The sequence below is a fragment of the Roseimicrobium gellanilyticum genome (assembly GCF_003315205.1).
Classification (GTDB): domain Bacteria; phylum Verrucomicrobiota; class Verrucomicrobiia; order Verrucomicrobiales; family Verrucomicrobiaceae; genus Roseimicrobium; species Roseimicrobium gellanilyticum.
On sequence record NZ_QNRR01000007.1, the window covers coordinates 80,979 to 104,258 of the forward strand.

General features: G+C 56.8%; 7 protein-coding genes. 2 read left to right on the top strand and 5 right to left on the bottom strand.

Annotation, left to right across the window (positions count from 1 at the left end; translation table 11 throughout):
• Positions 1 to 41 precede the first annotated feature (41 nt).
• The 5 genes from DES53_RS19000 to DES53_RS19020 all read right to left on the bottom strand — a co-directional run bounded on the left by DES53_RS19000 (position 42) and on the right by DES53_RS19020 (position 5,220).
• A complete protein-coding gene (locus DES53_RS19000) occupies positions 42 to 410 on the bottom strand; it encodes an FHA domain-containing protein (RefSeq protein WP_113959889.1) in 369 nt (122 codons plus the stop codon).
• On the bottom strand, positions 407 to 2,062 hold the full coding sequence (locus DES53_RS19005; RefSeq protein WP_113959890.1) for an FHA domain-containing protein: 1,656 nt from the start codon (positions 2,060 to 2,062) through the stop codon (positions 407 to 409). The genes DES53_RS19000 and DES53_RS19005 overlap by 4 nt, the downstream gene beginning before the upstream one ends.
• A gap of 209 nt (positions 2,063 to 2,271) precedes the next feature.
• On the bottom strand, positions 2,272 to 2,892 hold the full coding sequence (locus DES53_RS19010; protein ID WP_113959891.1) for a hypothetical protein: 621 nt from the start codon (positions 2,890 to 2,892) through the stop codon (positions 2,272 to 2,274).
• Between the two features lie 44 nt (positions 2,893 to 2,936).
• On the bottom strand, positions 2,937 to 3,263 hold the full coding sequence (locus DES53_RS33555; protein WP_211325612.1) for a hypothetical protein: 327 nt from the start codon (positions 3,261 to 3,263) through the stop codon (positions 2,937 to 2,939).
• 955 nt (positions 3,264 to 4,218) lie between these two features.
• Positions 4,219 to 5,220 carry a hypothetical protein gene (locus DES53_RS19020; protein WP_211325613.1) on the bottom strand — a complete coding sequence of 334 codons (1,002 nt, stop codon included), beginning with the start codon at positions 5,218 to 5,220 and terminating at the stop codon, positions 4,219 to 4,221.
• A 554-nt stretch (positions 5,221 to 5,774) separates the two neighbouring features.
• Between DES53_RS19020 and DES53_RS19025 the strand changes: the two genes are divergently transcribed.
• Together DES53_RS19025 and vccA are read left to right on the top strand one after the other, a co-directional pair.
• A complete protein-coding gene (locus DES53_RS19025; protein ID WP_170157223.1) occupies positions 5,775 to 18,746 on the top strand; it encodes an autotransporter-associated beta strand repeat-containing protein in 12,972 nt (4,323 codons plus the stop codon).
• 54 nt (positions 18,747 to 18,800) lie between these two features.
• A complete protein-coding gene (gene vccA, locus DES53_RS19030) occupies positions 18,801 to 23,276 on the top strand; it encodes a Verru_Chthon cassette protein A (RefSeq protein ID WP_113959894.1) in 4,476 nt (1,491 codons plus the stop codon).
• The last annotated feature ends 4 nt before the right edge of the window (positions 23,277 to 23,280 follow it).

Sequence of the window (23,280 nt, forward strand, 5' to 3'; positions counted from 1 at the left end):
TGATGTTGCTCTATCAATTCTGGGTTCCGCGCGTTCAGTGCTCAGCGGTATTCGATTTGTCCGGTTTCTGGATTTCTGTAGGGCTGGAGGCTGGTCCTGGCCGGGACGGGCGACTGGATGCGCGCAGCAGGGGGAGTGCGACGCGGCAGCATCTTGAGCAGGTCCTTCATTTGCACGACGTTCATGCCGAAGCGCACCGCGTCCTCCTTCCGCACAACCTCCTGCTTGATCCGCTCCCAGTTGCCCTGACGCCGGATGAAGGTGCCGTTGGAACTGCCGCAGTCCACGAGGTAGAAATTTCTCCCGTCTGAACTCACCGTCAGTTCCGCGTGACACTTGCTCACGCTCTGCTCCGGATCCTCAAGGAGGATGTCGGCATCCTTTCTGCCGATGGTGAATACTTCGATCATACTCTGGAATCCTGGCTGGAGTTGTTGAGCACGAGCATAAGGCGGACTTTCCCCAGCTGAATCTTGTCACCGTCCTTGAGCACGCAGTGCTCCACGGCCTTTCCATTCACACGCGTCTGGTTGGCGGATCTCAGGTCCGTGATTTCCAGGCTGCGGTCGCTGCGCCGGTGAATATTGGCGTGATGGACGGAGACGCTGTCATCCAGGAAGCGCAGGGTGCTGTCTGAACTGCGACCAATGGTGAAGTTCCCCTTCGTAATCTCATGACGCCTCACAGGAGAGGGAGTCGCCGAATCATCGAACTCTTCCAGCCATCCAATCACGAGCTGGGTTTTGCTTTCATGATCGAACCCACCACCCGAGATGATATCGCGACCCTCGTCAGTCACCGTTGGACCCGTAGTGACACGGCCGCCATCGGTGGGATCTACGATGGTAATCTCCTCTTCTTCGCGCGGCCGGGTAAGCTTGAAGATCAGGAAACTCAGCAATCCCATCACCAGCACTCCACCGCCTACCAGTGCGGGCAGGAACCAGGGTTGGTCGGTGAGCCCTTTGACGGGAGTGGCATCGGGAATCGGCGGAGGCACTGGTTTACCCTCATCGTGATCATTCTCGTGAACCGATGGATCTTTCTTCTCGGCAGGATCCTCCTTGGGCGGTGCGGGAGGCACAGGCAATTGGGGCACCTCGATCTCCTTTTCCACGGCGATCTTTCCTCCGGAGTTGAGCTCAAGATTGATCACCATCGGCTGCTTCCCGGAGGGAGCATTCTTCAGATCCACCGTGACCACTGCCGCCGACTTGAGCCTTCCGTGAAGTTCCTGAATCGTGCGTGGAGTCGCATTGGTGGGCACGCCCTTGATGGAAAGGACCGTTTCAATGAACCCACCGCCTGTCTCCTTCGCCACGCGGCGCAGTTCCTGCCAGTCTGACATGCCGGCCTCCGTTTTGCTGAAGCCAATGGCAAACACCACGATCCCTTCCTTCCTGGCTGCTGCGATGAGGGCATCCGCAGAGCTCTTTTGCTTGTCCGTATCCGTGGATTTTCCGGATGAGAGAATGTAGAGCACCTTTCTCTCGCCACCCTGCTGAAGCTTGAACTGGTCAATCGCCTCCAGCGCGCACCGGTAGATTTCGGAGGTGGCCTCGGGCTTGTCGTTGGCCACACCCTCCAGGATCTTCGACCTGCCATCCTTCGTCGGCAGCGCAAAGGCAAGATTCTTGTGCTGGCTGCCGATGGTGCCGATGCCGACCTGGAAGAGCGTTTGCGCTTTGTCATCGGCAAGCAGGGCATCCGTCATCTCCTGCACGGCGGCCGTTTCTTCCTTCACATAGGACACTCCCTTTTGCTCGCTGACATCCAGGAGGAAGTAGATCAAGGTCTTTCCCTCATTCGCCGGGCTCAGGGTCACGGGTGCCTCCTTGCCTCCGACCGTCGCCTGGGCACCCGGTGCCTTCTTGAAGTCATCAATGTTGGTCAGGCGGACCGTGAGCTTCGCCTCCGCTGTTTGCGGCGGGCCGCTGGAAGGCGTCGTCACGATCTCGACCACGTCCCGATTGATCAGGAAATCGGCCCCGTGGACTGGGCTCGCCACGAGAGCCGCGCCCAGGAAAGTCGCGAGTAAACGGCTGATGTGCGTAATTTTCATACTTTCAAATGCGCTGAGAATTCGTGGTACGTATGGAGCGGAAAGTTTGAACTGCTCCTATTGGGACAAGTGTTAGCAAGAACAAAGAAAAATGTTTTTTTCTAAGTAATAATGCTTAACGTGTGAACATTCTGCCACACAACGGTTGGGGACAATGCCGTCGGCGGGTCGATGTTCCGGGACCGGCGCAGGAAGGAAGGCGGGTGGAATCAGTAACGCCCGCCAAACCGGCCGACGAGGCGGCGCAAGTGGTTGGTCGGAGCCACTCCGAGCATGCGATCCAACTGAAACTCCATCTCGCTGAGAGCCCGGGCCTCTTCCAGGAGTGGGCGCATGACACTCGCTGCAGCAGCCTCACCGTTGCTCTGCGAGTAGGCTTCATTCGCCAGGCCTCCAATCAATTCTCCCAAGGCGCCGCCGAAGGCGCGGGTCAGCCGATCGTTTTTGTCCGCCATGCTTTTGCCAATTTCTCCACCAACCCATTCGGTGGGCCTTTTCAATACCTTCCCCTGGCGGTAAGCCTCATCGTAGGCTGCGGACGCACGAGCGCGGTACGCGGGGTACGCCGCCAGCCAGCGCTTCACCGCCCTGACGTGGGCCGCAATGCGCGGATCTGCCCCGGAAAGGGAAATGTTATCCAGTTGCGTACTGAGCTTGTTCACCACGTAGATGGAGTCGTTGGTACTGTAGGAAAAGGGGCTGGAATACAGATACTGCTTCCAGATCGCCTGGGAGGCATCTGCAGCACTGGCGTCCGTCGTGACGCTCCCAAAGAGAAGCGTCACGAGCCAGACACAGCAGGCGAGGGGAGATGAGAGAAAGGAGTTCATGAGGGTAGTGGGGTGGGATGATTTCCGTGGAGCTACCTGTCCTTCTAGTGATTGCGCGCATCGGCCACGCTGCGCTCGTCTGCGTCGTCGTCACGATTCGCGACATCACGAAACACGTTTCCGATGCCAGCGCCCAAAGCGCCCCCGAGCAGTGCGCCCTCCGCTCCCCGACCGCTCTGATGGCCGATGACTCCGCCAGCCAGCGCGCCAATGGCGCCAGCAGCCAGTGTGCCCATGCCATTGTGGCGGGCTTCGTTCACCTGAAATGGGGTGCAGGAAACAAGCCCGCTCGGAAGGATGACCGAGACCAGGGCAAGGGAGGCGAGCGTTCTGGCGGTGCGCAGCTTAAGAAGAGCAAATGGATTGTTCATGATGTGGGAATGGGTTTCGTGTTGATGACTACACGGGGTACCTGCCCGCCCAACCCGCCTGCTGACAGTTCGCGAACAAAAATCTTAATTTTTCTTCTATGCCTCCCCGGCACTCCCCAATCAGGATTGGGCGCCATGGGTGCGGAAAGAGTAGCGGTGGGCCGCGACGGCGCGTGGCGTGCGAGGGGGGAATGTGATAGTCGCGGCGTCTCGCGTCCAGAGTGGCTGGCCGCATGGGGCTCGGTGTTGGGGGGCGGGAGAGAGCTGCGCCGTGTGTCGCGGGTGTGCGGCGAGTGACGGCCCTGTGGCCTGAGCCCTTGGAACGACGCACGAGGAGGTGCGAAGAGGGAAGGGGCGGGATTTGGGTGGGTGTAACTTGCTGCAACGTCGAGAAAGTGCGGTGCGTGGAGGCCGGGATAGCTTTGGTGTGGCACGGCCTGGCGAAGCGCACACTTTTCTGAGCGTTGTAGCAGGTTTACCGATGGGCGGGCGCGGAGCTGGCGAGGTTGCGAGACGGGCTGTAGCGTGCGGACCGGGTTGGGTGGTGCCGGCGTGTGGCGCGAGCGGATGATGCCGACAGGCCCCAGGGGCTTTTGGATGGCGATATGATACATCAGTGCCAACGCAGAAGAAGGAAGCCACCCACAGGTTTGAGACTAAGCTCCGATGAGCACCACGTGTTGGGCGTGGGTCGAGGTCATCGCGGGTTCACTCATTACTGCGAGGCAACGCCAGGCCATCGTCACCAATCTCCTGGAGCACACGACCAGAGAGTCCCTCATCAAGCCCAGAAGGGCTCGGACCTGTCAGCGCGGCGTGCGCAAACCTCAGGACCCCTGGCCGCGTATCCACGAGCGATCCTTCCTCAAAGGTCACTTCGCGTTTAAGCTCATGCCACGGCTAAAAATTATCGCGTTTTCCTTCATGGCATTGGGCTTCAGCCAACAAGAACGGGTCACTCTCCGGATGTCGCATTCTTGTGCCGAAAGGCCACGATGCGGAGTTTCCCGGATTCGACCTCGTAGAGGCGGCTGAGGTCGCTGAGATGCATGAGCATGAAGGGCTGCATCAAGCTGGAGCCATTCTTGGTGTAGACGAGATCGTCCGCCACGTAGTTGCAGGAGTGCCGTGCGTACTCGTCAGGAGTGACAAACATCAATACATCACCAAAGCGATACGGCGGATTTACACGGTCGAAGTTTTCAAGGATGGCAGTGGTGGCAAGGCGCTCGTCCAGGTAGTGCTGCTCAGCGGAAGCGTTGAAGAAATTCAACGTCGCCCAATGACAGTCAGGAAGACGGCCCATCATCGCGAGATCGGAGCCGGGATAGGAATAGAGAAACTTGCGTGAGAGCGGGGGGAGCAGATGCAGCAGATCCAGGTGATTGATACCCTGGGTGTTTGTCACTGCCATCAGCAGGGGTTCCAGCTCCTTGCGTCGTAACCCCAGTCCCATGGACCAGTAGTTCAGGACCGTGGGAATGTCTGTGGTGGAGTCGACTTCAAGTCTGGCAAAGACTGTCTGGATACGGGTCAGCTTTCGGGCCACGAGGCGCGCCTCGGACTCCGAGCGGGAAAGCCGCATGAGTACGGGCGCATCCGAGAATGCCAGCGTGCCTCCGCGATTGTAGGCGTAGTGGCGCAATGCCTCAACGATGTGATCTGGCAAACCGGTGCCTTCAGCCCACTTTGCCACCGTTGGTGTGAGAAAGAAGATGGGATATTGGTGAAATTCGTTGCCGGGATGTTTCCCCAGCATGCTGTAAACGGCGGAGCGCGACTCAGATGTCATTTCCTCGAGATCCTTTTCCGAGGGGAAAAGATACGCGACTTCATCCGTGAGCGTCATGCGCGCGGGATCGAGGAGGGACTTGATGAATCTCTCGTTCAGCCCTGCACCCGCCAGGAACTGTGGTAGTTCACCAAGCATCTTGCGTGGCACGCTCCATCGCGACACGGGACTGGGAAGCTTGAATTGGTTGGTAAGGTTTTCCGGCGCCTCGAGGAAGAATTTATAGCACTGAAGACGGCCCCACGGGCCGGACTTGGTATGATAAGGTGCCTGCACGCTCAAAGGCTCAGTGGTCTCCGCCACTGCTGCGGTGCCCCCTGGAAACATCAAGCACAGAAGATACAGCAGGGCGCGAGTGGGAGAGGTGAAGCAAGCAACGCGCGGAAAGACCATGCCGTCACTCTACAATGTTCGCGTGATGCTTATGGCATAAAAATGATCATTAGGATCACGCTAAAGAAAAACTCTAGATTGTTTCGGCGCCTTTGCTGAAGGCGCGATCGCAGCCGTCCCGCATGTGGAGCAATCCACAAAATGATGGGCCATGAAAGTAGATTCGAAAATAATGACCGCACTTAGCTGATGGGCGGCTCATCAGCCTTTGTAGACAAGCCTCACATGATATTTCCGCTATGATTACTGGATACATACAGTTGCTCAAGGATGCCTCACTAAGAGCTGCGAGGAGGGTGATAAAGAAGAGCGGGTATGTATTTGTCATGGGAATTCTCGTCGGGACGTCACGGGCGCAAACCACAGGGACGTACACGGACACCAATGGCGGTAATTGGTCGGATACCGCCAGCTGGTCTGGTGGTGTGGTGCCCAACGGCATTGACGACATCGCAAACCTCCTGAACGTGATTGCCGCCAACAGCACAGTCACTCTCAATGTGCCTGTGACTCTCGGAACGTTGAACTTTGGGGATACGTCCCAAAGCTACACCATTGCAGGAAGCGGATCCAATGTGCTGACCTTTGATGTCTCGACAGGTGCGGCACAGTTGAACTTCGGCTCCGGAGGTAATACCACGGCAAATAACATCATCTCTGCCGGCATCGTTCTGAACGATCAATTGGATATCGTGCTGAATGACACCGGGAGCCGCCAGGCGCTGACGCTCTCTGGAATCATCAGCACAGGTGTGGGCGGTCCTGCTGCGGGTGCCGTTGCCTTGAATGTTACCAATCCCACGGAGGTCCCCACGGGTTCCAGCACACGCTGGAATGAGCTCATCATGACGGGAGCGAACACCTTCACGGGCCAAGTCGTGATCAACTCTGGAAGTGTCCGCTATGAAACAAGCAACAGGGCCGCTGGTGCTTCCGGAGTGGGAAATGAGACCATTGTGCTGGGATCGGGAAGGCTCGATCTCCGCGGGCTCAACTTCAAACAGAGCGCAAGCGTCGCTGAGATCTTCAGGCTGAATGGTCATGGCCTGTACAATGCCGGAGCGCTCGTGAACAGCACTGGCGTCGCTGCCATCAACCAGCTTATTCTCGACGGGAACTCCACAATCAACTCTGAAAGCCGTATCGATATGAGGCAGGTGGAGGGCGGCGGAGCGCTGGCCACGCTGGACATGGGTGGCTTCACCCTGAACAAATTCGGCGAGCAGGACTTTGCCCTGGTCGATACCATCATTCTCAATCCAGGAATCATCAACGTTTACGAAGGGGAACTGAGGTTCGAGTCGAGCAGTCCGGCGTCCGCGAATCCGACCATGGCGAGTGGTCTCACGATCAACATCGCCTACAATCCTAATCGATTCGATGGTGTGGACCCAGCGAATGGAACACGGACGAGCGGAGACCCCTACGCGGTGACGAACATTAGCGATACCACAGGGAACGCTTTGTTTGAGGCGCGCATTGAGTTCTACAATCAAAACGTCACCCACACTGGGCTCAACATCAATTTGAACCGCGGCTCCATTGATCGGAGCGGTGTTACTACGACCGGTACCTCCTTCAACACTATCCTTGATGCTACGAGCACCATCACACTTGTAGGTGGCACCGTGCGCGACAATTTCTTCAACATCGCCGGAGGCAGCTCCGCCTACAACTCGGCCATCAGCGCCTATGATGATCCTGGAGCGTTGATCATTGAAGGGGAGATCGTGGGAGATTCCAGCACCGGAATCACGAAGCGGGGAAATCGAGAGCTGCGCCTGACCAATGCCAATGAAAATTTCACGGGCACTTTCCTGATCAAACAAAACCCAGGTCGCTATCTTCCAACCGGGTTCCAGACTGGTGGTGGTCAGGTTGAGAAGCAGTGGGCATCTGTGGCGTTGAGTGGTGCTTCGGGTGGGCTGACAAAGGCGTCCAAGGTCGAGATTACCCGTTCAGCAACCCTCTGGCTGGACAACACAGCTGCCAACAGCAATGACCGTCTCAATGATCTGGGTATCATGGATCTCAAGAACGGGTACCTGCTGCTATCTACAAATGCCAGCGTGACCAATACCGAGAACTTCGGGAATGTGCACTCCTCGGTGGGAACCAACAAACTGTTCATTGATACGCGGGCAGGCGGTCGCGCTGACATTTCGCTGGAGAGCCTGAACATTTCAGAAGGTTCGGTGCTGAAGATCGCCCATGTGAACTCCACCGCAACTTGGGGGACGGCAGCTGGCACAGATCGCATTGCTTTGAACGATCTCGGCTCCATCACTCTGGTCGGGAATGCCTCGGGTAGCATGGACAGGGCGATTGTGCTCGGTGCCTTTGGTTCCATTTCACCAGGTGCCGGCGGCGCCACGGTGACACGTCCCCTGGCAGCCTTGGAGAATGCCCAGGCGCGGTCCAATGTCATGGCCCGTCTTCTGACGGTGGAGAACGTCGGCGGGGTGGACTACCTGCGACCACTGCTCAACTCCGAGTATGACACGAGCACTGCCGATCCGTCGGCAAATGCGAACTGGATGATAACCGGATCCTTGGGGACATTTGGCAACAAGAACAATGCCATCAACATTTCCACCAGTCGTGCCATCAACTCGATCACCGTCGGTGATACCTCCAATGACAACAGCAACGGTGAGTATGTGCGCATCAAGGATGGGGAGACTCTGACAATCAACTCCGGGATCATCAACTTCGCCAACTACGGATTCGGAAATGCGGTGAATACGGAGGCCTCCGTCCGGGGTGGAATGATCAGCATGAATGGTCGCATGGCCATCATCAACAGTGGCAGCTTCTGGGAGGATCTGGACCGCAATGAAGCGAACTACTACAACTACCTTTCCGGGAACAGCGCCTACATGCGCTCGACCATCATCAATGCGAATGGTTTGCTGAAGACGGGGCGGAACAATCTCTATCTGGATACCTGGAATCAGTTTATCGCGGGAAGCAAGGCCTACGTGACGGATGAAGCCAGCTTGGTGGTGCGTCATAGCGGTGCCCTTGGAGGCATTTCTGAGGTGGTTATCACGGGGCAGGGCAACTTCCTCCTTCAAGGTGGTGTAAACATCACAGGAACAGACATCCGGGTCACGCCTCTGGATACCGACCGGGTGATCCTGCGCTCTGAGTCCCACCACAACACTTGGGGTGGAAACATTATCCTGGATACTGTTGATTCCTCGGGGTCGAAGGAGAATCAACGGCATCGGCTCACCGCCTTGGCCAATGCCACGCTCACGGTCTACGGGGACATCTATGTGGACCCCACGGCCAGCGCCAATGCCACCGCGAGCGATCTCTGGGATGATTCATTCATCCTTGCACATGATAGTACTGCCAGCGGCATTGTGAACTTGCGGGGTAGAGTGATGGATCTTCCCACCGGACCTCTGGGTATGCCCGTCAATGTCCGTGGTGACACGGCCACGACGATTGACCGGAATCACGCGCTGCGCTTCCAGATTTCCGGTGCTGATGACGCCAACCTCAATGTCTTCCAGCAGTGGAATGCCACGGGACGCATCGATATCCGGCAGGGCTATTTTCGGGTGCTCTACGATCCCACGACTTCCCCAGATGGGACTGGCTTCCTGAGCGATACCGCCCGCAGCCGCATACTGGCCAATGACTACCTCACCCGCCTTGTGCTGGGAGGTGATGGCTCTACCGCGCAGACGTACCACTCCCACCTGATGCTCACGCGGGATGGTCAGGTCATCAACCATCCCTATTTGTACTCGCACAATGACAACCGAAATGGAACACAGACCATTGGTGGCGAGAACCGGAGTGGAACGGTATATCTCGGAAGTTCGGACAATAGCGTGAACTTCGGTCTTCAGTTTGTGAACCAGGGAGGAGATCGGGACGTTCGCTTCCTTCAGGTGCGTGGTGGAACCATGGTTTTCAACGGCCGCTTGGACGATGAAGGCACCAGCGTGAACTCGAGCATTTCCGTGGTTGGACCAGGCACGGTGAGATTCAATGGAAACGCCATTGGGACATCGGACGTGGAACGCTGGAATTTCATCGGTGGCAGCACGATTTGGGGGAATCACTTGGGGAACAACCGCTTTGCTCTCTCCTCCGCCGTGTCGACCTTTGGTGGTGGTACTCTCACCCTTGAGGCGCAGGCTTCTGCATTCTCCCAGTCGCTGTCCGGAAACATCTATCTGCTTGCCGGTTCGGGGGGGATTGAAGCGCAGAACAACACCACACTGACGCTGGGATCCGGCACGGCAGTGCTTACGCGTCGCTCCGGTTCCACGCTGGCCTTCACTGAATCTGGCAATGGAGTGATCAATTTCACGTCCGCCTCAGGCACCCCCTCTTCGGATGGGGATCGCTTCGACAGTTGGGCGGTATACGGCTCCGCGCTCAATAATATCACAGACTGGGCGGCCCGTAGCGGCACAAGCGGAGTACAAGCTTTTGCCGGATATGCGAATGATACCTTTACCTCAGGTAGTCACACAAATGTCACGACTAATGCGGTCTTGGGTGGCAGTACCTCTACGGCATCCATTCGTTTTGGCTCTTCAGCATCCATCGATCTCGGAGGAGCAGGCAACACGCTGACCGTGGAGAATGGCGGCATCCTCATTCCAACCTCGGTCTCCGGATCTGTGAACATCGGCAACGGGAATCTCACCAGCGCCTGGGCATCGGGCAACCATGATCTGGTCGTGCACAACTACGGCACCGGGACCACCACCATCTCGGCTGCCATTGTGGACAACGGGACGGACAAGGTGAATCTCGTGCATAGTGGAACCGGTACCACAGTGCTGGAGGCTGACAACACGTTCACCGGGGACATGCACATCAACGGCGGGGTGGTGAGCATTTCCTCTGAGGACCAGTTGGGCAATGTCAGCGGCACAATCGAACGCCTTATTCTCATGAACGGAGGCGGGAGTCACAGCAACAATGTTTCTGGTGGTACGCTCATTTTCAACACGTCCAATGCACCTGGCGCTGCGGCGACGGGGACGTTCAACACCAATGGAACAGGAAACGTGTCATCCGTTACTCTGACGGGCGGAGGCTCGGGATACACGAGCGGAGTATGGGTACAGTCGGAAACTGGGGCCTCGGGTGAAACCTACGCGGGCATCTGGGCCATCATGAATTCTGGTAACATCCATCTGAACGGTGGAACGCTCCAGATCACCAACGACATCAGTCTGAACGGGGCAAGAACAATTTTCCTGGGCGCAAATGGCGGCACCTTGGATGTGCAGGCTGGCAGGACGCTCACCATCAATGGCCTGATCACGAGTGAAGCCAGCCATGTGAATTCCGGCAACGGCTATGCCAATGCAGACCACGTTGGAGGAGCTACGCAGCGCTACACGGACCGGAATCCCGACATGGGGGACCTCATCATCGATGGAGGCGGTCGTGTCATCATTACAGGCAATCCTGATGGAGGCGGGGCGCGTTCTTACCTTGCTCCAGTGATCGGCGGTATTACCTGGATCAACGAAGGCATTTTGCGGCTGAGCATGCCGAGCTCTTCCGCCGCGGAGTGGTTGGGATCGAATCGGTCCTTTGCCGACAGTACCATCATTGGCGCCGATGGCACGCTCGAACTCGCAGGCGGCAATGGAGGCGATATCTACGAATGGTTCACCTTCGAAGGCAAAGGCTACCTGGGAGGAGGAACTATCCGGACTCTGGGCACGGCGCAGACTTATGACTTCACCGGACAACTTTTCATCGACAGTGACATCTACATCAACAACAAGAACGGATCGAACATTTACTTTGGTGAATCCACAGGCGCCTTCTACGGCCAGGGGGACATCATTCGAGGTGGTGCCAGTGGGGAGTTTCGCATCTACACGAATGCGCCTGAGTGGACGGGTCAGCTGATTCTCGGTGGCGGTACAAACCGCATCTATGGAAATGGGAAGATCGGTGGTGCAACAGGGCTCACTCTCTCTCGCAATGCGTATCTGGGACTTGGAAACGGGGGCACTAGTGAAAATCAGTTCGACGATCGCCTGCCGGACAATCTCGCCATCGACTCCAATGGTTGGACGCGCCTGCGCATGGAGGCGACCGGGGGCGTCTACAGTGGTGTGGAACGGCTTGGCAGATACACCGCTCGGTGGGGGACCGCGGGTATCGAAGTGGATCTCGGTGCGGATATTGTGGCCGGAGCGGCCAGGCTTCCCGGAGACTATGCAGGCTTCCGATTCTCCGAGTTGGTCCGAGATAAAGGCGCAGTGTTCCAGTTCCGCAACACGGACGGCGGTACCAGCATTGCTGGCGGGGACTTCACCTCACAGAGTGGTGGTAATCAGGCATTGTTCATGGTGGACACATTGCCGGAGATGTTTGGCTCAGGGGATGGCACCAATGGCGACACGAAGATCATTGCTGGATTCTTCGGTGGTACACGGGCGGAGTGGTTCAGTGACACGACGGATCAGCGGATGAGCGACACTTATGCGGCGCGGCACATGATGACTGCGGAGCAGGGGATAGATCCGACCACCGGAGAGACGGTCTACTACCTCCGTCCCTTGTCTGATGCTGAAGGTTCCACGGATTATCACAAGATTGGCAGCGCATCCACAGTCGTCAATGGATCGAGCCTCAGCGTGCTGAGGGATTGTGATGTAACCGCCGCGCAGAATCTCCGACTCACGGGTATTCAGACGGATGGCATTGGCGTGAATGAACTGACGGGACGCCGTGATCAGATTGTGACACTGGGTGAGGATATCACCATCAACTCCTTCTCCATTGGCCTCAACGTCTACGGTAATGGCGTGAACGGCAGCGGCGAGACAATGTCTCTGATGCTTCGCCGTGGCACCACGGTGACTGTGAATTCCGGCGTGCTGGCCTTTAACGGTCTCGGTGTGCAAAACCGCAACGGCGCTGGCCTGGATACCGGTGCAAACCTTGACATGCGAGGGTATGTTCATGGAGGGACCTTCGACTTCAACGGACAGCAGGCGATTCTGTTCAACATGAATCGCTGGGTCCATTACAACACGAGTGACGATCCCAATGCGTATCGCTCCGAAGACGGAGATAATACCCATGTTCGTATCAATACCTCCATTACCAACACGGGTGGCAATGGTCTCATCAAAGCGGGAGGCGGATCCATCTTTCTCGAAGGAGCCAACACCTACACAGGTGATACGACCATCGTAGAAGGCACGCTTTACGTAAGAAACAATCGGGCGCTGGGCCTGAGCGAACGGGTCAATGTGGTGGGAGATGGCCAGTTCGTCCTTGGCTACGGCACCTACGTTGATGGTGTCGACCTCTATGTCGGACCTCTCAACGGCAACAAGCTGGTGCTCTGGTCGGAGCAGGATGGCGGCTACTGGGGAGGCGATGTGATCCTCGACAACATTGATGCTTCCGGAAACGCCGGTGGATTCCAGCGCAACTTCACCGCGAGGATCGGGAACGCCAGTTCCGCAATCTTCACACTGGGTGGAGATATCTACGGAGGTGGGCTGGATGCCAATGCCTATGGGGTCGCAGGAGCGGAAGGCGGTGTTGCACGCATCTTCAGCACGCTCACCAGTGCCGCGGGTATGTTGGACATCCGTGGTCGGGTGCGTGACACAGCGACCGGTGCGGTGGGCGCTCCTGTTACCACTGCCAACCAGAATGACCTGCTTCGCATGGAAGTGGTGGCCAGCACCAATGAGAACACAGTACAGCTCTGGCAGTCGTACGATGCTGCCGGGCGCATCTCGCTCCTGAGAGGCTCCCTGCGCTATGCAGGAAGTGGAAACTTCTACACTGCTGCAGCTGCCGCCGCCGTCAATCCGAACAACTTCATGTCAGGATTCCACATGGGTGGCCGAAGTGTCATTGACAGCAATGGTGGATCTGGAACCGGAGACGCCACCTCCAACAGCAATCTGGGCTTCTTCCTCGCGAATGGGGGAACGACGTTCAATCTCTCTTCCTGGACGGTCGGCGGAGATCCCTATGATCCGGAAAACCTCAATGGGAATGACAACTGGGGCAGGGGAAATAACATTGGTAACTCCACGCTGGGTGGTGAGAATCGGAGTGGTGAGGTCATCTTTGGCACGGGCACCGGTACCGTGACCTTCACACCGTATCGCACGGCTGGCTCCAACCGCGATCTGCGCTTGTATGCAACCAAGGGTGGCGAGGTAACCATGCGAGTGAACTTCATCGATGGTGGAAATGCTGTGAATACAGTGAATACCTCGCTCACCAAGGTGGGCTCGGGCCGGGTGAATCTGCAAGGCTCCTCAGCTGGCGGGAGCACCGTGGAGGGACTGAATGTGCTGGGTGGTGTGGTGGTCATGGAGGGCTATGGCTCCAATCTGAATCGGCGTGTGGGTAATGGCGCGCGCCTCCTCATGGGCGGTGGTATCCTGGTCATGGACGGCAGCGAAGCCTCATTCACCGAAAACTTTGGCAGTTTGACTTTGAATCAAGGTGGCAACGGCATTGCGGCCCTTGGCAACGGACTTGGTGCCTTTGGCACCATCAGCATTGGAGGAACTGGCATCACGCGCAACGCGGGAGGGACGCTGCATCTCCAATCGATCGCTGGTGGCCTGGTTCGGTTCTCGGATGCAGCCATGGCCTCGCGGGCACGTCTGGGCTCTTTTGCCACGTTCGGTTCAGGCGTGGCGACCTCCACGATTGCCACGGATTGGGCTGCGACAGATGCCGCCGGGAACGTCATCGCCTTCACTGGCTATGCTACGGACACCTTCGGTGCGGGACAGCACACGGATATCACCAGTGCCGGTCTCGCGGGTGGGATCACAGATTCAGTCCGCTTCAATAGCGCGGCAGGAACCATTGCTACTGGCAATCTGGTCCTTAATGACGGCGGTATTCTGATCACCAGCAATCACACCGGTGGCACCGCCATGGCTGCTGGAGTCGGGATCACGACCAGTGGTACTGCGGTAGACCTGCTCGTGCACAACTATGCATCCTCCGCCGTGACCATCGCAGGTGATATCTCCGGTGGCCAGAATGTGGTGTTCACAGGCAGTGGCGAGACTGTTCTCTCCGGCACGAATACCTACACCGGAACTACGCACCTGAACGGCGCTGCCATTGTTTCTGTGGATGGTATAGAGCGCTTTGGCGCTACCTCGGGTTTTGTGATGAATGGGGGTACGCTTCGATACACGGGCACCGCACCCAGCTCGGTGCTCACTGCTGGAGTTGTCCTTGGCGGCAACGATGGCAACATCGATGTCACCGATGTTGGCGGTGTGTTTGTCTCCAAGGCGGTTTTCAGTTCCGATGCCAATGTGATTTCCACCTATGGCACGAACCCCAACAGCGGAGGGCTGTTCATCACTGGTGCCGGTACTTTCCAGATGGGTAACCGGGCGACCGAGACGACTGTTGCCGATGTCGCTGGCGTGATGAACACGTACACAGGTGTGACCGTGATCGGTGATGGTGTCCAGGCGACACGTGTGGACGTGCAGGGCATGACAAATGACTCCGGCAACAACGTCTATATTACCCCGTTTGGCACCACGGAGGGATGGGCAGATGGCACCATTGTCCGGAATAACGCAACACTTGAGCTGTCTCCAAAACGTGGCGACGTCAACCACGACAGTCAGATTCGCCTCCGTGAGTGGCTCCAGTTTGGCGAATCTGCGGCGGACAACGTTACACTGCGAATGACCACGCAACGGGAAGTCGCGATGGATGGCATGGTTCATGTCGTCGGCAACCTTCTGATCGAGGTGGGTAACGGAGGATATGCCGATGCGAATGGTACCGGCAACGGTACCCTTACTTTCGGTGCCAATGAGGGCGGACTCTATGGTGATGGGAACATCATCATCAATGGCGACGGCACGGTCTCATTCCGCAGCAGTATACCTAACTTCACTGGGAGCATTGACATTCAGGATGGCAATCTCAATGTCTATGGCAATGGACTCCCCTTTGGTTCAGGCACCTCACCGATTATGATGGGGCTCAATGGTGAAACGGGCCAGGTTCGGCTTCTACATTTGGCAGAGAATGGGTCCAACAGTCCCACCACTGCCTTTGACAGCGGTGCCACGGACTACACGATCGCGCGTGACATCATCGTACGAAACACGTCCCAAGATGTGCGCATCGGTGGTGGATACTATGCGCTGAACGGCACCGTTCGCTTCACCGGCAAGATCCAACTCGGAGATGGCGGCCCTGGTTCCACACCCACTGTGCGCCTCTACTATGAAGACACGGAAGGGCTTGATCAAGCCATCTACGGTGTACAGCAGCAGACCATTCTGGAGTTCTCGGGCGGATTCAGTGGGGCAGGAAATTTGCTGATCGATGTGAACGAAGGTGGGAGTGCCAACGATACCATTCACGATATCTATGGAATCTTCCACTTCACGGCAGACAATAGTGCCTGGACTGGCATGCTGGATATTGGAGCCGATACGGGCACATCAAGCAATCCACCGGCCGTGGACACGGACGATACCAACGTAGTCCGCTTGGGGCATGTGAACGCACTCAATGACAACCTAGTGCGATTCAGAAACTCGGGAATCCTACAGATGGCCGGCCTGAGCAAGATCTTCACTCAAAATTTCCTATTCATCGGAGGGGCAGGCTTTCATACTAGCTCTCGAATTGAAAACGCTGGCCCGGTAGATGCCTGGGTGACGTTTCACTCATTGCAAACTGGCCTGCAGTATCAGGACATTGGAGTGGGCTTGGCTGATGGAACTTACTGGACGGATCTTGGAAACGTGACCGGAAAGCTTGGGGTCATCAAGACTGGCTCGGGTAATACAGTGCTGGGGGCTTCCACCGGCGGTGGAAATGCTCCTGGCTCATTCAGCAGTTACTCCGGGGATACAAGAATCCTGGAGGGGATTCTCTATGCCGGATCCAACAATGCCTTTTCGCCGAACTCAAGGTTTGTAGTGAGCGACAATGCGGAACTCAGTCTCTATTGGGATGATGCCAGCGCCGGGTTTGACAATATGATCGGTTCGTTGGTCGGAGCGATTCTCGCTCGAGTGGACATTCAGAACTCAACTTTCCGTGTGGGTGGAGACGGCACACATGATGCGGACTTCGCCGGTGTCATTTCTGGTGCGGGGAACCTGTACAAGGTAGGTGCTGGGACACAGAGGCTCTCCGGAACGAATACGTTTTCGGGTAACGTGGCGGTGAGCCAAGGAACGCTTGTTGGTGGTGGCAACAACGCTTTTGGTGATGATTCGAACATCATCTATCTCGGTGGATTCCCCAATGATGGGAACAACCCTCTCGACGCCCGAGTGGAACTGCTGCTGGATGGTGCTGCAAGCGCAGTGAATCAGACCATTGTAATGAACGCGTTTGACGGGAATGACGAGGGCATTGTGGTCATCGGCACAAGAGCGACAAGTGGCACCTACGGGCTCACCAGTTCTGCGACGGTCGAAATGGCGCAGAATCTGTTCGCGGAGAGCGCCGGGACCTCGACCTTCCGGTTTGGTGGTGCCATCAGCGACTCTGGTTCGGAGAGGTCCATCATCAAGGTGGGATCTGGGACTGTTGAATTGGCCGAAGGGAATGTCTACGGCCCGGCGGGAGTTGCCGGAGCTGCCATCAATGGCGGGACTGTGATCCGTCATGGCACCCTCACCATCTCCAATGAGTTTGCTTTGGCCAGTACGGTGGTGGAGATGGGCGACACTCATCGTGCGCTGAGCCAGAATGCCTACTTGGCCACAACAAAGTCACTCATCTCGCCTGGCGCGGGGAGCTTTGATGCCTCAAGCAACGGCGCCGGTGGTGCTGGCACAGGTGCCTTTCTCAACGTGAAGGCTGAGGTCGACGGCGTTGCCATCACATCGGCGGACGTTGGCAAATGGATTCTGGTGAAGGATGAAGGGCTCGACCCCGAGCGCAATGGCGTGTACCGGATCGTGAGCGTGGACCCCACCTGCGGACAGATGAATCTCGTCCGTGCGAGCGAGTTCGATGACAGCACTGAGATGTTGTACGGGACCAGTGTCGGAGTGACTTCGGGCACTTATGCAGGCCTCAGGTACTTCATGGGTTCCAAGGATATCACCTCTGTGAATGCGGATAACACGGATCCTGTTCATTGGATGGCGGAGACTGGGAACCCGGACATCGCATTGCTTGCCACCCAGTCAGGCATGCTAATTTCCAATGCGTTTGATATCAATGATACGAACGGCAGTGGAACTACGACGATCGGTGGGACATTCACCACGGGTACCACCACCTTCGAAGGAAGCGTCACCCTGCAGCATCATTCGGTGCCGGGTGTGGACAATCTTCGGGAGATTGTGCTGACATCGGCGTCCAACGATGATGACGGGACAGGAGCTCGTGGCACCATCTTCTCAGGCGTTATCTCAGAGGCGGACGCAGGGGATACTCTGTCCGTCCGAGTGACTGGTCCAGGCACGGTCACGATGTCCAATGACAATACCTACAAGGGCAAGACCACGGTTGCCTCGGGCACATTGGCTCTTGAGGGGGCGGGTTCCATCAGCCAGACATCCTGGCTTGAGGTGGCCCAAGGTGCGAAATTTGATATGGCAGCGGTAAGTGGCGGAGACTATACCCTGGATACCGTAGTCAGCGGCAGTGGAACCATTGTCACGGGTTCCGGAAAGTTCACGGTCGGAACAAATGGCGGCGTTGGTGTCTTGCGTCCTGGCATGTCGAGCAATCCATCTGATGTTGGCACGGCTGGCAATCTCGTGGGGACACTTACGGTGACCGGCAACCTGGAACTCGCTGGCTCAGCCACGGGAACCGAGCGTCTCGTGCTGCAACTTGGTACCACCAACGGGGCTGACTACAATGATGCTGCCAATTTTGGTGGGCATCTCGCGGCAGGTACGTTCAGCACCTACCTTCAGAGTCAGGCGGATACCTATGACACGTTTACAGGCGGGAATCATGATCGCGTGGTCATCACCGGTTCGCTGGAACTGCACGCGGGTGGTCAGATCGTCGTGAGTAATAGTGATGGCTCCGCCTATTCGCCGATGTTTGGGGATGTCTTCAACCTTCTGGATTGGGCTGAGGGGATGCTGGTGCCGAACGACTTCGATTCTGGATCCACAAATACATTCGGTGGTTTGAATGGGGACTTGGATCTGCCGACTCTCAGTGGGGGCCTCTTCTACGACACGAGCCTCTTTGCAAGTCATGGCATTTTTGTCGTGGTCCCCGAGCCGGGTCGTGTCCTGCTCCTTATGCTGGGACTGATTTGCCTGATTGGCCGCCGTCGGCGCTAGGCAGACGCAGCTGTGCACTGTGCGGACAATTCTCAACGATAACACCATCGCATCATGAAACCAGTTGTAACGTCCAAGCTGGCCGGACGCACTCGCAAGGGCCTCGCCTTAGTCACCGTCGTCAGCGTGCTCATGCTGGCTACCATCCTGCTGCTGGCGCTATTTTCCACGACTCAGACGGAACTGGAGTCCACGGTGGCATATTCAGATGGGGTGATGGCGAGAACGCATGCCGACTCAGCGGTGAATATCGTCATTAATCAGATTCAAACCGTGGCCCAACAGGATGAAAAGGTGCCCGGACTTGAAATCTGGACGTCGCAACCCGGCATGGTGCGGCAGTACCGTGAGAATGGTGTGCTGTTACGTGGGAATAAGTTGTATTCAGACTCAAAGATGATCGCCTCCACAGAAAGGGAGATCATCGAGGACGTGCCTGCGGGCAACTGGAAAGACTTTCCAGAAAGGTATGTGGATATGAATGAGCCGGCGGTAAGACCGGGTGAGATTCCCGGGCAGGAGCGCGTCATCTTTCCCATCATTGATCCACGAGCATTCTCTCCCGACAAGGATCGGTCGGTGGAAGGCTTCTCCTACAGCAACCACGTCAACGGCACCTCAGGGGCTGCCCTGCAGGGAGTAGTGCTGCCCAGTGGCGGAGCGAATACCGAGGCCCGTCTCCCCATGCCAGTGGAGTGGCTCTATGTGTTGAAAGACGGATCGTTGGGTTTCTTGGACGACCAGAACATGTTCATCGGAGCTTCTGGACAAAAGGCAACGGTGGCAAATCCCATCGTGGGGCGCATCGCTTTCTGGACGGATGACGAGTCTGCGAAGATCAACATCAACACGGCAGGAGAGGGGACCAATTGGGATACGCCTCGTCTCTACCATGAGCGGGACGGACAGTGGGCAAGGTACCAGCCCATGATGTATGAGTACCAAAGATATCCCGGCCATCCCTCCACGGTATGCATGAGCACGGTCCTATTTCCAGGACAGGACATGAATCCGCTTGTTTCTGAGACTGCGGCTTTTAACAAGGCCCTCGATTTCAAAGAAAAGATCTACGAGCTGATGCCGAAGATACTGCCGGGTGGATCCAAGGCTGGTTCCGTACTTGTGCCGGTGTCGCGGGAGTTTTCTCCGACAGACTTCAAGAATGTCCAGCAAGCGCTTGGCGAGAGACTTTTCGCCAGTGTGGATGAGTTCCTTTTGCAGTCCAAGATAGACGGGACTGGCGAGCGTCCGGAGATTGATTTGGGAGACTCCGGACTTTGGGCGGGAATGAACCGGGCAGATGTGATTGAGCGACTTCGCTTCTTCCTGACGACCCGTAGCCGTTCGTCAGAAATCAACCCGTTCGGCCTCCCGAAGATCGCCATGTGGCCGCTGCACAGGAACAAAGGCAATGATTATCGATCTGTATTCGACCAGACAATCGCCTACTGCTCCACCATTGGGGGCAGGGACTATTTCTTTACCCGCGAGAATTGCGCCAGCCAATCGGAGTTGAGCACCATCGGCCGGAACATGCAGTTGTTCAATGGGCTGATGGCGCAGATGAAAAAGTCCATTCCAGGCTTTGGCACGAGCGCGTCGGCAACTTACGAAAACAAATACGGCGACAATCTTCAGCAGATTCTCATCGAGATCTTTGATTACATCCGTACGACGAACTTGTACGACGATACCATCGCCGAGAAGACCGTTGGAGAAAACCCACCGATCACCGGACTTCCTTCGGCTCGACTGAATGCCTATCTGACAACTGGGGGCATGAAGGCAAAGACCTTTACCCCCATGCGGAATGCCACAGGCTCAAGCTTTCCTGGTCATGGTCAGGTAATGCCGACGGTGCTGCCCAAGGCAAAAGACGAGGTGTACCGTGGCATGGGTCGCTTCCTCACCATAAGTGAAGCGGGCTTGCTCTTTGTCTGCAATGCGGAGGGGACAGACACGGCCGGCGGCAAATCTGCCCTCAAGATCACTCCAAAAGTGCCGCCGGGGGATACCAACTACACACCGCCGACCTGGCGCGGCGGTGTCTGGGGGCCGTACAACAACTGGTACTCCAATTTCCCACCATTGAGCCCTGCTCAAATGCAGGCCAAGACTTTTTACAAGACACGCTACCCAACGGGGCACGAACTTGAAGGATTCGCCGGGGATAATCCCATGCACCCGGGTTACAATCCGATGAACTGGAATTGGTGCCTTGAAAAGGACACGCCGCTGCCCAAGGACACGAAGCGGGTACAGGCGACCTTCTTGCTGGAATGGTTTTGCCCCGCAACGGGCTGGACACTCATCAATCCAGATCTGGCAATCGAGGTGGATGCGAGCCAGCTCACCATCGGGGGTAAGAAGATGTTTCCGGTCAATGGGGGCAAGACCTTGATCCGCCCCTACCAACACATGAGCAATGCCTGGGGAATCTATCAGCGCGGAGGCACCATATCGTATCGCGCGTTCTTGCAGGGACGGAAGCTGCCTGCAGTGGCTGCGGGCGTGAATGGGAACACCAATGGCAGCCTCGTGGAAGACACCAATTACCAGCAGTACAAGACCCAGTCGGGTATCCTGAAGGATTGCATCCAATACAATCTGGTAAGCGACTTCCTCGACATTCCCAACTCCGCGACGGAGGGAATCGACTTTGGCGGTGGGAAAGTCATCGTAAAAATCCTGACCAACGAGGAGGCTCCCAAGACACTCCAGACCTTCACCTTCAACTTCCCCGGCAGGAAATTTCCATCGCCCACTCTTGCCACCAGAAGTGAGGACACCAGCTGGGGAAAAAACTCGGACGGTTCGTGGTGGGTGAGGCAGCCGGTACCCGCTCCCTACTGGTGGGCTCTCCATGCGGATGGCGCTCTTGGTCGCGACAAGACAACTGGAAAGATCACGGCTGAGGCCGCTGCAGACAAAACCCGCATGGGCGGGCGGTTCCGCTTTATTGGAAGCGAAATTGGCAGCTATGGCGATCTTCCTGGTACAGGGACCTACAACCGGGGGAACCTGGTCATTCCGGATGACACACTTCAATCTCTGGTGCTCCGGCATGGGGACCCGCGTCTGACGATGGGGCAGTTTATGGTTCCCGAGTCGGAGTTTCAGGAGCACCGCTACTATGGCCAGAAGACGCTCGCACACAATATTGTGCTGGCACACTGGAGCGACGGTCCTGGGTTGGATCGCGGTGAGGATAAGAAGGGGTGGCGGCTGGTGAAGGATGCCAACTATCATTCAAGCTTCCTGCCAGACCATCCGTACTCGTCAGCGACTGGTGTGGGCCTCCAAAAATATGCCGACTTTGATCGTGGTATCACCAATCAGACGGATGGTGCCTATATCAACAAGCCTGATGAGGGCAATACCTACAGCAAGCTGAATGTTGATACGGGAGAGCAACTCGTTCCCTATTTCACAGACCCGTGGGTGGCATGGATGGGTGGGTCGACGTATTTTTCACCGAATCGTCAGGTGGCGTCTCCCGGAATGTTCGGCTCGCTGCCCACAGGAGTGCATGATTCCGGAGCTTCTCCAGCGGGGAGAAGACGCGAGGCGTGGCGGACATTATTTTTTCGCCCACAGACTTGGAGCCAGAAGCAGGGGCAGCAGGCACACATCGGCGCACCACGAACGCTCAAGGGATATGGCCCAAGTTCCGGGATGCCAAACCAGGGTGTGGACCCTCCAGACTACCTGTTCATGGATTTCTTCTGGATGCCTGTGGTGGAGCCTTATGCCATCAGCGAACCAGGGGCTACGAGCGGAAAGCTGAACATTAACTACCAGATCGCGCCCTTCCGCCACATCACTCGATCGACGGGTCTGCAGGCGGCATTTAAGAGCGAGATGCTCACAGCGGTAGCGCATGGCGATGCAAACATCTATCTTCGCAGACCGGGTGGAGCTCCTTCAAATGGGGGGCAAGCTTGGTTCTGGGACGAAACCAGCAGCTCCTCCAAGGGTAGAAAGTACTGGCACAGGCAGATTGATTCGGATGCTACGCTCAAGATTTTCCAGGAGCGTTTCAACTCCGGATTTGCATTCATCTCACCAGCCCAGATATGTGAAATGTATCTGCTGCCAAAGCGCGTGAGCGAGTATGACACCCTCGCTCCGGAGAAGTGGCCTGAAAAAATCTCGGATCTTCTGAAGCCCACCGGAAACGGAAGCATCCTCAAGTTTTGGGAGGACCACGCCATCACCGCAGAGAACCTGAAGGAGCGTCCCTACACAAATCTCTATCCGCGGCTGACCACGCGCTCGAACACATACCAGGTGCACGTTCGCGCGCAAACCGTTCGCAAGGCGCGCTCCGTGGGTCCGGAGAAGGTGGACGTGACTAAGGACAGCATCACCTCAGAGTATCGCGGCTCAGTGGTTCTTGAGCGCTATCTGGACCTGACGGATCCGCGGCTGAAGACAGTTGACTTTGCTGCCGGCGCTCCGGGAACGAAGCCTTCGCTGGAGGCTTATCACCGCGTTCGAGTGCTGAACCAGAAGCGTTTCGACCCGTGATCAT